Annotated in this window: 16 protein-coding genes; 11 read left to right on the forward strand and 5 right to left on the reverse strand. The window is 64.8% G+C overall.

Features of this window, described 5'->3' with window-relative positions:
* The first annotated feature begins 43 nt into the window (after window positions 1-43).
* The 7 genes from flhA to FJW07_RS10260 all read left to right on the forward strand — a co-directional run bounded on the left by flhA (window position 44) and on the right by FJW07_RS10260 (window position 5380).
* Window positions 44-2131: a flagellar biosynthesis protein FlhA gene (gene flhA, locus FJW07_RS10230; protein WP_140642193.1), complete on the forward strand. Its 2088-nt coding sequence runs from the start codon at window positions 44-46 to the stop codon at window positions 2129-2131.
* Window positions 2128-2880 (forward strand): flagellar biosynthetic protein FliR, encoded by a 753-nt coding sequence (gene fliR / locus FJW07_RS10235; protein WP_140783842.1) that lies wholly within the window; start codon window positions 2128-2130, stop codon window positions 2878-2880. Before flhA ends, fliR begins: the two co-directional genes overlap by 4 nt.
* Window positions 2881-2885: 5 nt before the next feature.
* A complete protein-coding gene (locus FJW07_RS10240) occupies window positions 2886-3272 on the forward strand; it encodes a hypothetical protein (RefSeq protein ID WP_140651559.1) in 387 nt (128 codons plus the stop codon).
* Between the two features lie 71 nt (window positions 3273-3343).
* A complete protein-coding gene (locus tag FJW07_RS10245) occupies window positions 3344-3913 on the forward strand; it encodes a rod-binding protein (RefSeq protein ID WP_246680726.1) in 570 nt (189 codons plus the stop codon).
* 8 nt (window positions 3914-3921) lie between these two features.
* Window positions 3922-4341 carry a hypothetical protein gene (locus FJW07_RS10250; RefSeq protein WP_140651557.1) on the forward strand — a complete coding sequence of 140 codons (420 nt, stop codon included), beginning with the start codon at window positions 3922-3924 and terminating at the stop codon, window positions 4339-4341.
* 31 nt (window positions 4342-4372) lie between these two features.
* On the forward strand, window positions 4373-4903 hold the full coding sequence (locus FJW07_RS10255) for a hypothetical protein (protein WP_140706973.1): 531 nt from the start codon (window positions 4373-4375) through the stop codon (window positions 4901-4903).
* A gap of 192 nt (window positions 4904-5095) precedes the next feature.
* The gene (locus FJW07_RS10260) at window positions 5096-5380 is read left to right on the forward strand and encodes an SCP2 sterol-binding domain-containing protein (RefSeq protein ID WP_140856164.1); all 285 of its coding nucleotides are present in this window, start codon (window positions 5096-5098) and stop codon (window positions 5378-5380) included.
* A 117-nt stretch (window positions 5381-5497) separates the two neighbouring features.
* On the opposite strand, the gene FJW07_RS10265 is transcribed toward FJW07_RS10260, so the two are convergent.
* Both FJW07_RS10265 and odc2 read right to left on the reverse strand, forming a co-directional pair.
* Window positions 5498-6022 (reverse strand): N-acetyltransferase, encoded by a 525-nt coding sequence (locus tag FJW07_RS10265; protein ID WP_246680732.1) that lies wholly within the window; start codon window positions 6020-6022, stop codon window positions 5498-5500.
* Window positions 6023-6362: 340 nt separating this feature from the next.
* Entirely contained in the window at window positions 6363-7496 is a 1134-nt protein-coding gene (gene odc2 / locus FJW07_RS10270) for an ornithine/lysine decarboxylase (protein WP_095817118.1), read from the reverse strand.
* Window positions 7497-8035: 539 nt separating this feature from the next.
* On the opposite strand from odc2, the gene FJW07_RS10275 reads away from it, so the two are divergent.
* From FJW07_RS10275 to FJW07_RS10290, 4 genes are all read left to right on the forward strand, one after another.
* Window positions 8036-9232 carry an amidase gene (locus tag FJW07_RS10275; protein ID WP_140856166.1) on the forward strand — a complete coding sequence of 399 codons (1197 nt, stop codon included), beginning with the start codon at window positions 8036-8038 and terminating at the stop codon, window positions 9230-9232.
* A gap of 2 nt (window positions 9233-9234) precedes the next feature.
* Entirely contained in the window at window positions 9235-10134 is a 900-nt protein-coding gene (locus FJW07_RS10280; RefSeq protein WP_140783848.1) for a LysR family transcriptional regulator, read from the forward strand.
* A gap of 122 nt (window positions 10135-10256) precedes the next feature.
* Window positions 10257-10925: a DUF1007 family protein gene (locus tag FJW07_RS10285; protein ID WP_140642208.1), complete on the forward strand. Its 669-nt coding sequence runs from the start codon at window positions 10257-10259 to the stop codon at window positions 10923-10925.
* A 103-nt stretch (window positions 10926-11028) separates the two neighbouring features.
* Window positions 11029-12216 carry a nickel/cobalt transporter gene (locus FJW07_RS10290; protein ID WP_246680727.1) on the forward strand — a complete coding sequence of 396 codons (1188 nt, stop codon included), beginning with the start codon at window positions 11029-11031 and terminating at the stop codon, window positions 12214-12216.
* Between the two features lie 67 nt (window positions 12217-12283).
* Here the strand turns inward: FJW07_RS10290 and denD are convergent, their stop codons facing one another.
* From denD to FJW07_RS10305, 3 genes are read right to left on the reverse strand one after another with little or no spacing between them, the layout of a single operon-like run.
* The gene (gene denD, locus FJW07_RS10295; RefSeq protein ID WP_140856170.1) at window positions 12284-13258 is read right to left on the reverse strand and encodes a D-erythronate dehydrogenase; all 975 of its coding nucleotides are present in this window, start codon (window positions 13256-13258) and stop codon (window positions 12284-12286) included.
* A 2-nt stretch (window positions 13259-13260) separates the two neighbouring features.
* Window positions 13261-13467 (reverse strand): hypothetical protein, encoded by a 207-nt coding sequence (locus FJW07_RS10300; RefSeq protein ID WP_140642214.1) that lies wholly within the window; start codon window positions 13465-13467, stop codon window positions 13261-13263.
* A gap of 51 nt (window positions 13468-13518) precedes the next feature.
* Entirely contained in the window at window positions 13519-14520 is a 1002-nt protein-coding gene (locus FJW07_RS10305) for a cation diffusion facilitator family transporter (RefSeq protein WP_181167049.1), read from the reverse strand.
* Window positions 14521-14584: the final 64 nt, after the last annotated feature.

The following is a 14584-nucleotide window of genomic DNA, read 5'->3' on the forward strand; positions in this document are numbered from 1 at the left end:
AAGGGCCTGCCCTGTGCGTGGCGGCCCTGGATTTGAGGACGATATGGCGATCAGCGAAACACTCCCGTCCGGCCTGGCGGTCAAGAACGGCCGCGACATCTTCTTCGCGCTGGGCATCGTCTTCATCCTGGCGGTGCTGTTCCTGCCGATCCCGGCCTTCCTCATCGATATCGGCCTTGCCTTCTCGATCGCGCTTTCGGTGCTGATCCTGATGGTGGCGCTGTGGATCCAGCGGCCGCTAGACTTCTCGTCCTTCCCGACCGTGCTGCTGATCGCCACCATGCTGCGCCTGTCGCTCAACATCGCCACCACCCGCATGATCCTGTCGCACGGCAACGAGGGCACGCATGCCGCCGGCTACGTCATCTCGGGCTTCTCCAAGCTGGTGATGTCGAGCGACTTCGTCATCGGCCTCATCGTCTTCATGATCTTGATCGTGGTGAACTTCATCGTCATCACCAAGGGCGCCACCCGTATCGCCGAAGTCGGCGCGCGTTTCACGCTCGACGCCATCCCCGGCAAGCAGATGTCGATCGACGCCGACCTTTCCGCCGGCATGATCGACGAGAAGACGGCGCAGCTGCGCCGCCGCGAACTGGAGGAGGAATCCTCCTTCTTCGGCTCGATGGACGGTGCCTCGAAATTCGTGCGCGGCGACGCCATCGCCGGCCTGATCATCACTGCCATCAATATCGTCGGCGGCATCGCCATCGGCTATCTGCGCCACGGCATGGGTCTTGGCCAGGCGGCCGACGTTTTCATCAAGCTGTCGGTCGGCGACGGCCTCGTCACCCAGATCCCGGCGCTCATCGTCTCGCTCGCCGCCGGTATGCTTGTCTCCAAGGGCGGCACGCGCGGCTCAACCAACCAGGCGGTGTTCGGTCAGCTCGGCGCGCATCCGCGCGCGCTTTACGTCGCGGCCTCGCTGCTGGTCATCCTCGGCCTGATGCCCGGCCTTCCGCTGTTCCCCTTCTTCGCGCTTGCCGGCGGCATGGCCGGCCTCGGTTACATCATCCCGCTGCGCCAGGGCCGCGAACGCGCCGCCGCCGAAGCCTTGAAGACGCAGGAGAAGGCGAACAAGGTCGAGGAGGAGAAGAACTCGGTCAAGGCCTCGCTGGTCACCGCCGAGATCGAGCTTCTGATCGGCAAGCAGCTTTCGACCAGGCTGATGGTGGCGCATCAGGAACTGGTGTTCCGCATGTCGAAGATGCGCAAGAAATTCGCCCAGCAATATGGCTTCGTGGTGCCGGAGGTGCGCGTCGCCGACGACTTCGCCATCCCGCCGAAGAGCTATCAGATCAAGGTGCACGGCACTGTGGTCGCCGAATACCAGATGCGCGTCGGCGAGATCATGGTGCTGCTCGGCACGCGCGGCGTGCCGGAGATCCCCGGCGAGGAAATCCGCGAGCCGGCCTTCGGCATGCGTGCCTATTCCGTGCTCGAAACCTTCGCCGAGGACCTGAAGCGCGAGAACTTCACCTTCGCCGACAACATGTCGGTGCTGCTCACCCATCTTTCGGAAGTCATCCGCAACAACCTGCCGCAGCTTCTGTCCTACAAGGACATGAAGGCGTTGCTGGAGCGGCTCGATCCGGAATACCGCAAACTTGCCGACGAGATCTGCACCTCGCACATCTCCTATCCCGGCCTGCAGGCGGTGCTGAAGCTGCTGCTCGCCGAGCGCGTCTCGATCCGCAACCTGCATCTGATCATCGAGGCGATCGCCGAGATCGCGCCGCATGTGCGCCGCACCGAGCAGATCGTCGAGCATGTGCGCATCCGCATGGCGCAGCAGATCTGCGGCGACCTCTCCGAAGGCGGCACGCTCAAGGTGCTGCGCCTCGGCAATCGCTGGGATCTCGCCTTCCATCAGAGCCTCAAGCGCGACGCCAAGGGCGAGGTGCGCGAGTTCGACATCGATCCGCGTCAGCTCGAGGAATTCGGCCAGGACGCCACCAAGGCGATCCGCAAGCATCTCGAGGCCGGCGAGCGCTTCGTGCTCGTCACCGCGCCCGACGCGCGTCCCTATGTGCGCATGATCATCGAGCGGCTGTTCACGACGCTTCCCGTTCTCAGCCATGTCGAGATCGCCAAGGGCGTCGAGATCAAGGTGCTCGGGACCATCTCGTGAACGCGCTCTCGCAAGGCGTCGTCATCGCCGCCTTCCTCGCCTTCTGCCGTATCGGCGCCTGCTTCATGCTGATGCCGGGCCTGTCGAGCGCCCGCGTGCCGGTCCAGATCCGGCTCTTCGTGTCGATCGCCGCCACCGGCGGCCTGCTCGCTTTCCTGTGGGACCGCATCTACCCGTTCGTCGATCCGCGCCCGCAGGTCCTGGCGCCCATGATCGTCTCCGAGTTGCTGGTCGGCGGGCTGATCGGCGCCATGACCAGGCTCTACATGGAGGCACTGCGCTTCATGGGTTCGGCCATCGCCATGCTGATCGGCTATGGCGGCTCGGGTGGGCCGGCGATCGAGGAGCCGGAACCGCAGGCGGCGCTCGCCGCCATCATCTCGTTCTCGGCGCTGCTCCTGCTCTTCGTCTTCGACTTCGACCACGAGATCGTCAAGGCGCTCGTCGCCTCCTATCAGGTCGCTCCGGTCAACGTGTTCTTCAACCCGCAGGCGGCGCTGGTCGACGTCACCGACACTGTGTCGGACGCCTTCTTCCTGGTCATTCGGCTCGGCAGCCCTTTCGTCGCCTATGCCATCCTGGTCAATCTGACGATCGGCTTCGTCAACAAGCTGACGCCGCAGATCCCGGTCTATTTCATCTCGCTGCCCTTCGTCATCGCCGGCGGCATGATCATCTTCTATTTCGCCGTCGGCACCTTGCTGTCGCTGTTCGTCGACGGCTTCGTCGACCTCACGCTGGCGAGATAGGCTCAATGACCGCGCGAAAGGACCGCCTGAAGAAACTGGTCAAGGTGCAGCAGCAGTTGAAGGCGCTGCACGAAACCCGCCATGCCGGCTTCCTCGCCGCCGCCGTCAAGGCCGAAGCTGAGGCCAGGGACCTGATCGAGCGTTTCGACACCGGCGCCTCGCTGGGCGCTCTCTTTCCGGAAATCTATCATCGCCGCATCACCGGCGCGCTCGAGCGCCAGAAAAAGAACCTGGAAGACGCCCGCCAGGAAGCCGCGTTGATCGCCACCGCGACGGCGCGCACCAATATGGTCGAGCGTGCCTACAAGGACGTGCGCCGCCGCGACGAGCGCGAGCGCTCCGACCGCGAGCGGCTCGATCTCATCACGCAGAAGCGAGTGGACGAAGGCTGACCTCCCGCAAGCCTGCCACAAGCTTGTTCAGTCATTGTGCGGATGACAAAACCGGCAAAGGGCGGACTTTCTTGGCCATTTCCCCACCCAGCGACATCGTCATGGACGTCGCCCGCGCAGCGGAACCGGCCGATGTCGAGGCCGCGCGCGCGACGCTTGCCAGACGAGCGAATGGCGCCTCGGCACCGTTCGCTCTCGATCCATCGGCGACGGTCGATGCCGGCTCCATCCTCTCGCGCGCGGCGGCCGACAAGGCGGAAGCCGCCAATCCGGCGAAGAAGTTCCAGCGCTTCGAGGCGATGGTGCTGACGACCTTCATCCAGAACATGATGCCCAAGGACACCGAGGGCGTTTACGGCAAGGGCCTGGCCGGCGACATGTGGAAGTCGCAGCTGGCCGAAAAGGTGGCCGATGTCATGGCCGCGCATGGCGGCATCGGCATCGCCAAATCGATGCTCGCCGACCATTATCTCGATGGCAAGCACAAGGTGCCGGTTGGCCCTGTTGCCGGGGGGCAGCAGAAAACCGAGATCGACCAGCAGACCCGGCTTTCGACCTCGATGATCGAGGAGCTTGAGCGCAAAGCCGCACGGTCGATGACCGGCGACGACACAACCATAAAAACGGACATCAAGATCTAGGGACCTACATGGCCGACCAAACGGACCTTTCCAACCTTCCCGCACGCACCAACGCAATGGAGGCGCCCGCCGCCGCACGACCCGGCAACCTCGCCGCCATCATCGGCCGTATCGAGGAAGTCGTGGACGAGGAGACCGCCGGCATCCGCAGCGGAACGGCCTATGACCTCAAGGCCTCGAACGCGCGCAAGAGCCGATACCTCTACGAGCTGAACCGCGCCTTGAAGGGCGCCAACGAGATCGAATTCCTCGAGCAGCATCGCGAAGGCCTGCTGCGGCTACGCCAGAAGCTGGCCAGGAACGAGGCGGCGATCCTCGCCCATCTCAACGCGGTCAACGAGGTCGCCACGCTTCTGAGGAACGCCATCCAGCGCGCCGATGCCGACGGCACCTATTCGGCCGGCGAGTTCGGAATGGCGCGAGCCTGACAAAGATGATCAAGGCGCAAGGACAGACCCGGTGATAAAGTTCATCGCCGCCGCGCTGTGGATCTGCGCCGTGACGCTCGGCGCGGTCTTCTATTCCTTCCAGGCGGCCGGCCAGCGCGGCACGGCCGAACCGCCGAAGCCGATGCTGGGCGGCCTCGACTACGTCAAGACCGACATGATCTCGGTGCCGTTGCTGCGCGACGGCACGATCGACGGCTATTTCCTCACCAAGCTGGTCTACACGGTGGAGCCGGAACAGATAAAGAAGCTGTCGGTCCCGGCGCAGGCGCTGATGACCGACCAAGTCTATTCCTATCTCTATTCCAACCCGCAGATCGATTTCACCAAGAAGGAATCGATCGATCTCGACGTCTTCCGCAAGTCGATCCGAGACACCATCAACAGCCGGGTCGGCGTCGAGCTGGTGCACGAGGTGCTGATCGACCAGGTCAATTTTCTCTCCAAGGACGATATCCGCGACAACGCGCTTCGCCGCCGCAGGAATGCCGGCGAAACCGCGGCGGCGATGACCAAGCCCTTCCAGGCAGCGCCGGAGCATTGACCGCCTGGCCGCCGTCCGGCGGCGATGGGCATGGCCCAGCTCCCCTACGCGATATGACGCAAGGTGACCGCGTTGACGTTAACGTCAACTCGAAGCTATATGCGCCTGTGGTCGCGCTGGAGCGCGGCGCGTCTACCTCGCCCAGCGGCCAAGCGCCGGTGCGCGTCAACGCAACCAACGAGGAGAACCGCCATGGGCGTTCAGGAGATTGCCGACAAGATCAGGTCGCGCGTGGCAAGCGCCGGCTTCGAGCATTCCGTCAAGTTCGACACTGGCAGCGACGGCGTCATCGTCATCGACGGCGCGACCGTCTCGACCACCGACGCGCCGGCCGACTGCACGATCAAGCTGTCGCTCGACGATCTGGATTCGCTGATTGCCGGCGACCTCAACCCGACCATGGCCTTCATGGCCGGCAAGCTGAAGGTCGAAGGCGACATGACCGTCGCCATGGCGCTCAGCCAGTTGCTCGGCTAACCTTCGCAAAAAGCAAAACGCCGCCCGATGGGCGGCGTTCTTGTTTTGTCGGACCTAGAGCAATTCCAGGAAAAGTGCGTAACGGTTTTCCGTCCGGAATTGCGTGAAAACAAAGACTCAAGCGACAAAGCCCGGCACCTGTTCCTTGATCTTGCGGCCGGCGGCCTTGATCGTGCCCGTGGCGCCGTCCAGCGCGCCTTCCTTCAGCTCCAGCGCCAGAAGCCGGTGCCGCTCATAGGGGCCGGGCATGGCAAGCGCTCCGGTGCGGTCGGCCGAGAAGCCGAACCGTCCGTAATAGGGCGCGTCGCCGACGAGCAGGATCGCGCCATGGCCAAGCCGCGCGGCTTCGGCGAGCGCATGCCGCATCAGCGCCGAGCCGATGCCGCCGCTCTTCAATCCCGGCTCGACCGCGAGCGGGCCAAGCAGGAGCGCCGACGGACCGCCCTCGCCCAGCCTCACATCCCACAGCCGCACCGTGCCGACGACCGCGCCCGAGGGATCGCGGGCGACAAAGGCCAGGCCTTCCGAGGGCCGGCGGCCGCGCCGCAGCTTCTCGGATGACTTCTTCCTGCGCTTCGGCCCCATGGCGCGGTCGAGCAGCGTTTCGCGCGCCGCGACGTCGCCCGCGCCTTCGCCAAGGATGACGAAGGCAGGCGCCTGGGCGGCCCCCTCGTCCGGCGCGCCGCGCGAGCCAGCCTGTGCCCGGAGGGCCAGGGAGGACGCCAACGCATTTTCAGGCGAAGTGGAAACCGGTTCGCCGTAAGAAAATGCGCCAAGAAGCACTGCCGTCGAGCCATTCTCCCCTGCGGAGAAAAGCTCAGCCGACGGTCCGGACGAGGGGGCAATTTCAGTGGCCGCGAAGGCCGATTTGGTCAGGTATTCCATGTCCGCGATCCTTCACGAGCGGAGATCTGTTCCACAAGCGAGCCCGGGTGGGCGACGGCGCCCACCTGGGATGATCTGAGCGGCCTTTGCGAGCCGCTCAGATCACGTAGGATCGGAGGGGCTCGAAGCCGTTGAAGGCAACCGCCGAGTAGGTGGTCGTGTAGGCTCCGGTGCCTTCGATCAGCACCTCGTCGCCGATGGTCAGCGACAAGGGCAGCGGATAAGGCGTCTTCTCGTACATCACGTCGGCCGAATCGCAGGTCGGGCCGGCGAGCACGCAAGGCGCGGTCTCCGAGCCGTCATGGCGGGTGACCAGCGGATAGCGGATCGCCTCGTCCATCGTCTCGGCGAGACCGCCGAACTTGCCGATGTCGAGGAACACCCAGCGCACATTGTCGTTGTCGGCCTTCTTCGAGATCAGCACGACTTCCGACTTGATGACGCCGGCATTGCCGACCATGCCCCGGCCCGGCTCGATGATCGTTTCGGGCAGCGCGTTGCCGAAATGCTTGCGCAGCGCCGAGAAGATCGCCTGGCCATAGGCCTGGGCCACCGGCACGTCCTTCAGGTAACGGGTCGGGAAACCGCCGCCCATGTTGACCATCTTGAGCACGATGCCTTCCTCGGCGAGCGTCGCGAACACCTTCTTGGCGTCGCCCAGCGCGCGATCCCAGGCCGTCAGGTCGGTCTGCTGCGAGCCGACATGGAACGACACGCCATAGGCGTCGAGGCCGAGACCCTTGGCATGGCGCAGCACGTCGACGGCCATCGCCGGCACGCAGCCGAACTTGCGCGACAACGGCCACTCGGCGCCTTCACCGTCGGTCAGCACGCGGCAGAACACGCGCGAGCCGGGGGCGACGCGGGCGATCTTCTCGACCTCCTCGACGCAGTCCACGGCGAACAGGCGGATGCCGAGCTGGTAGGCGCGTGCGATGTCGCGCTCCTTCTTGATGGTGTTGCCGAAGGAAATGCGGTCCGCCGGCGCGCCGGCATCCATCGCCATCTCGACCTCGGCAACCGATGCGGTGTCGAAGGACGAGCCCATCGCAGCAAGCAGGCGCAGGATTTCCGGCGCCGGGTTTGCTTTCACCGCATAGTAGATCTTGGAATCGGGCAAGGCCTTCTCGAAAGCGCGGAAATTGTCGCGCACGACATCGAGGTCGACGACGAGGCAGGGGCCGTTCGGACGTCGGGTGGCGAGGAAATCAAGGATGCGCTGGGTGGCCATCGGGGTCTCTCCATAACGCCTTTCGGCGCGCAATAAGGCTGCGGGACGCGGGCTGTCGGCCTCGCGAACACGCGGTGGACAAAGGCGGGACGGAAATCCATGGAACCAGCCGGTGGAGACCCCGGAACCATGAAACGCCGTCTCGCGGCGGTGAACCTTGGCCTTGCCCGGCCTCGGTTCGCTTTGTCTGCCTTGGCTTGGATGGGAAACCCGTCCGCACTGCCGGCAATGAAGGTGTGCCTCTTTAGTAACCCCGGTCTTTGGACAACCGGAAGAGAACCAGAAAGGCCCGCACCGTCGTTGCTTCAAGGTGTCCTCGGTCTTGTGGTTGGCCACTGACCGACTGGAGGGGTTGGCTCCAGTTACCTTACCGATTGCCCTCACCATTCGAGGATCGGCGGACACCCACAGGCACGTGCGACTTTGGGCAAGCGCGATATAGGAGCGAAGGGTTTCACAATCAATAAAAATCGTAAGCGCAGGTTGTAAAATTTCTGGCATCGAACAATGTTTGTCGCACTGTATCCGGAAATCGAACGATGCCAGGAACTCAAGGACCGCTGAACGCCTTCCTCGATCTGCGCCAAATGCCTGTGGCGAATGCGGAATTGGGCCCGCTCGCCGGCCTGCGCCTGGCCGTCAAGGATATCTATGACGTCGCCGGCTACCGCACCGGCTGCGGCAACCCGCAGAGATTCGCGGAGGCCCATGCCGCCTCGCGCACGGCGCAAGCGGTACAGACGATCCTCGATGCTGGCGCGCGATTCGTCGGCAAGACCCAGACCGACGAGCTGGCCTTCTCGCTGTTCGGCCAGAACGCGCATTTCCCTTACCCGGTCAATCCCGCCGCGCCCGAGCGCGTCACCGGCGGCTCCTCCTCCGGCTCGGCGGCCGCGGTTGCCGGCGGCCTGGCGAACATCGCCACCGGCTCCGATACCGGCGGCTCGATCCGCGCGCCGGCGAGCTTCTGCGGCCTGATCGGGCTGCGCACCACCCATGGCCGCATCCCGCTCGACGGCGCGATGAAGCTGGCGTCGAGCTTCGACACCTTCGGCTGGTTCGCCGACGACATCGAAACCTATGAGACGGTCGGCAAGCTTTTGCTCGGCCGCGATTCGCACCAGCATCCACTCAACCGCCCGCTGTCGATCCGCTGGCTGGATGCCTTCGTCATGGGGCCGGTGGAAGCCGCCGAATATGCACGCATGAAGGCGCTGGCCGCCGGCGTCATCGGCCAGCCCGTGGAGACCGAATACACCTTTGCCTCGTTCCCCGACGAGCTTTACTGGTGCTTTCGCCGCTTGCAGGCCTTCGAGGCCTGGCGCGAGCATGGTCCCTGGATCTCGGCCGGCGGCCGCCTGAGCCCCGGCGTCGAGGAGCGTTTCGGCTTCGGCCGCACCATCGACGCCAGGGCCGCCGCGGCCGAAGCCGCGCGCCGGCTGGCGTTCCGGGCCGAGTTCGGCGCGCTGCTCGGCAACAACGGCTTCCTCGTCCTGCCCACCGTTCCCGGCGCGGCGCCGCTCGCCGCGGGCACGCCGGAACAGTTCCAGGCCTATCGCGAAAGGGCGCTGCATCTTTTGTGCCTTTCCGGTCTTTCGGGCTTTCCGCAGATCACCTTGCCGATCGGCTCCGTCGACGGCGCACCCTTCGGCCTGTCACTGCTCGGGCCTTCCGGCAGCGACGTTGCCCTGATACGGCTCGGCCGCAAGATTCTCGACGCGGCACGAAAGGTCTGACCATGGATACATTGACGCGCATGCGCGCCTTCATCGACGTGGTCGAGGCGGAAGGCTTTTCGGCCGCCGCGCGCAAGATCGGCCGCTCCAAGGCGCTCTTGTCGAAATATGTGCGCGAGCTGGAGGACGAGCTCGGCGCGCTGCTGCTCAACCGCACCACGCGCCAGTTCTCGCTGACCGAAGCCGGCCACACCTATTATCAGCGCGCCTCCGAAATCGTGCGCGAGGTCGACAACCTGGCCGAGGCGGTGCGCCAATCTTCCGGCGACGTTCGCGGCAGGATCAAGCTGTCGGCCGCCCGCACCTTCGCCGACGCGCCGATCGGTCAGTCGCTGGTCGACTTCGCCAAGCAGCACCCCGACATCGTGCTCGACATCCATCTCGACGACCGCTTCGTCGACCTTGTCGAGGAAGGTTTCGACCTTGCCGTGCGCATCTCGCGGCTGGAGAATTCCTCGCTCATCGCCAGGCGGCTGGCGCCGTTTTCGGTCAGGCTTTGCGCGTCGCCGGAACTAATCGCCAAACATGGCAAGCCGACACGTCCGCAGGATCTCGCCAACATGCCCTGCATCGTCGACACCAACGGCCGCTCGCTGGCCAACTGGCGCTTCAAGGGCGAGGGCGAGGACTCTATCAGCGTCGCCGTTTCGGGCCCGATCGAGGTCAACAGCCCGATCGTGGCGAGAGCCGCCGCGCTCTCCGGTCTTGGCTTTGCCATGCTGCCGGATTTCATCGCCGCCCCCGACGTCGCGTCCGGCAAGCTGGTCACCGCGCTCGACGACCGTATACCGGCCGGCACCGGCATCTTCGCCGTCTACCCGCACCGCCGCTATCTGCCGGCCAAGGTGCGTGTCTTCGTCGATTTCCTGGTGCAGTGGTTCAAGACGCGCGACACCGTCTGATGCATGTCTCCCGGACGCATGCAACGGCGCGCGTCGAAAAGAAGCTGAGGCGCGTCCCAATTTCGCCCGCTTTCTGTCAACTCTGGGGCTCGCTCCCGAAATCGATGGAATCGCGGCCCGGAATGCATCTGAAACGGCAAGCAACCATGCTGGCTTCGGTCGTGGCGGCGACATTCGCAGCGGTCGAGCCGGCCGAGGTGCACCCGCATGTCTTCGCCGAGGCCCGCCTCGACGTCATCCTCAGCCAGGATCACCAAAGTGTGACGGCGCTGCGCCACCTTTGGCGCTTCGATGACCTGTTTTCGAGTACAGTGATGATGGAGTTCGACAAGAACTCCGATCTGAAGCTTGACGACAAAGAGCTCAAGGAAGTGGCCGACACCGTCCATTCCTCGCTGGCCGAGTTCAACTACTTCCAGCTCGTCACCCAGAACGGCAAGGACGTGCCGATGGTCCCGCCGCCGCATCTGATGGCGAACTTCGACAACGACCAGCTGATCATCCTGTTCGAGTCGCAGCCGAAGACGCCGATCAAGCTCGCCGGCAAGATCGACATCGGCGTCTACGATCCGACCTTCTATACGGCGATCGACTTCACCGACGACACCAACCTCACCGTCGAAGGCCTGCCCTCGACCTGTACCAAGAAGGTCATCCGGCCGGATCCGGACGAGGCGATCAAGGAAAACCAGAAGACCCTGACGGACGCGTTCTTCAACGATCCGACAGGCACCGACATGAGCAAGATCTTCGCTACCAAGCTCGAATTGGACTGCCCGCCGGAAGGATGATTTGGTGATGAAACCATCGCTGCGCGCAAGCAGGCTCCGCAAAAGTGCCCTACGGTTTTGCGATCGGAACCTGCGACAAACAAGGGACTCTAGGCGGATATTCGTGGGGCATCCCACGAATATCCGCTTAGCGCTCGGCCTGCTGGCCCTGGTGATCGCCCATTTGCCCGTCGTCGCGCATGCGCAAAGCTCGCTCGGCATCGGCACCAATGACGGCATGGCGCCAACCACCACGGGGCCGTTCGCCCATATCCTGATGTGGATCAATCTCCAGCAGCAGGGATTCTACCATTCGCTCGCCGCCGCCATGAAGGCGATGCGCCAGGACGGCAGCAAGCTCTGGCTGCTGATCGGCCTGTCCTTCGCCTACGGCATCTTCCATGCCGCCGGCCCCGGCCACGGCAAGGCGGTGATCTCCTCCTATATGATCGCCAACGAAGTCGCGCTCCGGCGCGGCATCCTGCTTTCCTTCGTCTCGGCGCTGCTGCAGGGCCTGACGGCGGTGGTCGTCATGATGCTTGCCTATTTCGTGCTGCGCGGCACCGCGATCTCGATGACCGACGCCGCCTGGTTCCTGGAAATCTCCAGCTTTGTGCTGGTCACCTTGTTCGGCGCTTGGCTGCTGTGGCGCAAGCTCGGTCCGTCGGTGCTGCGCCTGTTCGGCAGAGCGCCCGCCTACAGCCTGTCGGCGGCTCATGCCGGCCATTCGCATGGCGGGCAGTCCCATGCGGGGCACGCCCATTCGCATGCGGCCCATTCCCACGCACATGCGCACGCCGCGCATTCCCGTACCATGCACGTGCATGACGATCATGATCATCATGACCATTCGCATGCGCACGCCCATGATCACGGCCACCATCACGCCGCGCATGACCACGCCCATCACGACCACGGCCCGGGCGAAGTCTGCGAGACCTGCGGCCATTCGCATGCGCCGGATCCGGCAATGCTGTCGGGCGACCGCTTCGACTGGCGCACGGCCTGGTCGGCGGTCGCCGCCGTCGGCATCCGCCCCTGCTCCGGCGCGCTGATCGTGCTGAGCTTCGCGCTGCTCAACGGGCTTTGGCTCGGTGGCCTGCTGTCCGTGCTGGCGATGTCGATCGGCACTGCGATCACCGTCTCGGCGCTGGCGACGATCGCCGTGCTGGCCAAGAACTGGGCGGTCTATTTCGCCGGCGACGGACGCATCGGCAACCGCATCCATTCGATCGTCGAGATCGGCGGCGCCGCCTTCATCTTCCTGGCCGGACTGCTGCTTCTGTCGGCCAGCCTGTCGGGCGGCGTCTGATCAAAAGCAGTGGCCGAAGCCGGGTTGATCTGCGGATCAGCTCAGCATCACCTGGTATCGACAGACATCAGGCGATCTTCCCGCCCAGCTCATCCTCGATATGCGCGCGAATAATTTCGTCGAAATTCTTCTCGGCGGCAAAGCCGAGTTCCCTCGCCCGCCTGGCTTCGAACCGTGTCGGCCAGCCTTTGACGATCGCCCAGACGATCTCGTCGGGCTGCTCGCGGATCCGCTTCACGACCTCGGCGCCGGCGATGCGCTCAAGCGCCTCGATCTGCTCGCCGACGGTGACGGCGACGCCCGGCATTGTGAGGTTGCGGCGCGGTCCGACCTTGTCGCCGTCGATTTCGGCAGCATGGATGAGGAAATTCACCGCCGAGCGCGGGCTGGCATGGGTGTGCAGCACCGAGCGCGGCACCGGCAGGATTGCCTCCTGGCCAGCGAGCGGCTCGCGGATGATGCCGGAGAAGAAACTCGACGCCGCCTTGTTCGGCTTGCCGGGGCGGACGCAGATCGTCGGCAGCCGGATGCCGATGCCGTCGAAGAAGCCGCGCCGCGTATAGTCGGCAAGCAGCGCTTCGCTCATCTGCTTCTGCGTGCCGTATGAAGTGAGCGGCGTCGGATGGAATTCGTCCGGAATGACTTCCGGGAACGGCGCGCCGAACACGGCGATCGACGAGGTGAAGACAAGGCGCGGCGCAAACGCCGCCAGCCGCACGGCGTCGAACAACGCGCGCGTGCCGTCGAGATTGACGCGGTAGCCGAGGTCGAAATTGGCCTCCGCCTCGCCCGACACGATGCCGGCCAGATGGAAGATCACATCCGGGCGGGGAGCCACGAGAGCGGCCATGGCGCCGGGCGCGGAAAGATCGCCGGTGTGGATCGAGACATCCACGCCCACGAGCGCCGGCGCCTGCGGCGCCACGATGTCGTGCAGGTCGAGCGCCGTGATTTTTCGCCCGCGCAAGGCGCCGTCCCTGGCCAGGCGCGCGATAAGCTTGCGGCCCACCATGCCGGCGGCGCCCGTGATCAGTATTCTCATCTTCAGAGACCTTTCTTGCGCTGGCTGCGTCCGCGCAGCCACAGGACGACGAACAGTCCGACCATGAAGACCACGGCGATAACGGCCGCCAGCACCGTCGATACCTTGCCAGCGGCCAGCATGATGACCGGCAGGAAATAGGCGGCGAGGCCGAACACAACCAGTATCACCGCCGCGGCGGCCGCGGCGTTGCGGGTGTCACGATCCATCAGCGGGCGTTCTTCATGTCGAGGCTGCTCGGTTTTGTCATCAGGCCGCGGTCAGTGATAGTGCCGGCGATCGCGCGGCGCATCATGTGCATGGTCGTGATCATGATGATGATCGTGCTCGTCATGGCTGTCCGCGCATTGGCCGAATTCGGGTTCGACGGTGGCATGCTCGATACCGTGCTTGGCCGCAAGCCGTTTCTTGATGGCGCTCACCGCTACATGCGCATCGACGCCGTCGTTCAGGCAAGCGTGCAGCGTCGCCATGTTGGAGGTGCCGTCGAGCGACCAGACGTGCATGTGATGCACCTCGCGCACGCCCTTGACCGCGCCTTCGATGTCCCTGGCGATCACGTCGCGGTCGAGCCTGGCCGGCACGCCTTCGAGCAGGACGTGGGCCGCCTCGCGCATCAGCGACCATGCCGTCGACAGGATGAGCAGCGACACCAGCACCGACAGGATCGGATCGATCGGCGTCCAGCCCGTCGCCAGGATGATGATGGCGGCGACGATGGCCGCGGCCGAGCCCAGCAGATCGCCCAGCACATGCAGGATGGCGCCACGCATGTTGAGGCTCTCGCGATCACCGCCATGCAGCACGAAGAAGGAGGCGATGTTGACCAGGAGGCCTGCCACCGCGACCACCAGCATCGGCCCGCCCAGCACTGGCGCCGGGTGCATCAGCCGGCCCCAGGCCTCGTAGACGATCCAAAGCGCGATGACGAAGATGGCGATGCCATTGGTGTAAGCGACCAGCGTCTTCACCCGTGCGAAGCCATAGGTGAGACGGCCGGTGGCAGGACGCCCGGCGAGATGAAAAGCATACCAGGCAAGGGCGAGCGCGATGGCGTCAGCCAGCATGTGCCCGGCATCGGCGACCAGCGCCAGCGACCCGGTAAGCCAGCCGCCCAGCGCCTCGGCGACCATGAAGCAGGCGGTCAAACAGGTAGCGATCAGCACCCGCTTCTTGTCGGTTGAGCCATGCACATGCCCGGCGCCATGGCTGTGGCTATGACCGGCCGGGCCGTGGTCGTGCGAAGCATGGTCATGCGCCATCGCCAAACTCCTGTCTGCCGACCATGGTCCTGAAAACCGGTTTCCCGGCTCTCAGGATCATGAT

It is taken from the genome of Mesorhizobium sp. B3-1-9 (assembly GCF_006439595.1).
Lineage (GTDB): Bacteria > Pseudomonadota > Alphaproteobacteria > Rhizobiales > Rhizobiaceae > Mesorhizobium.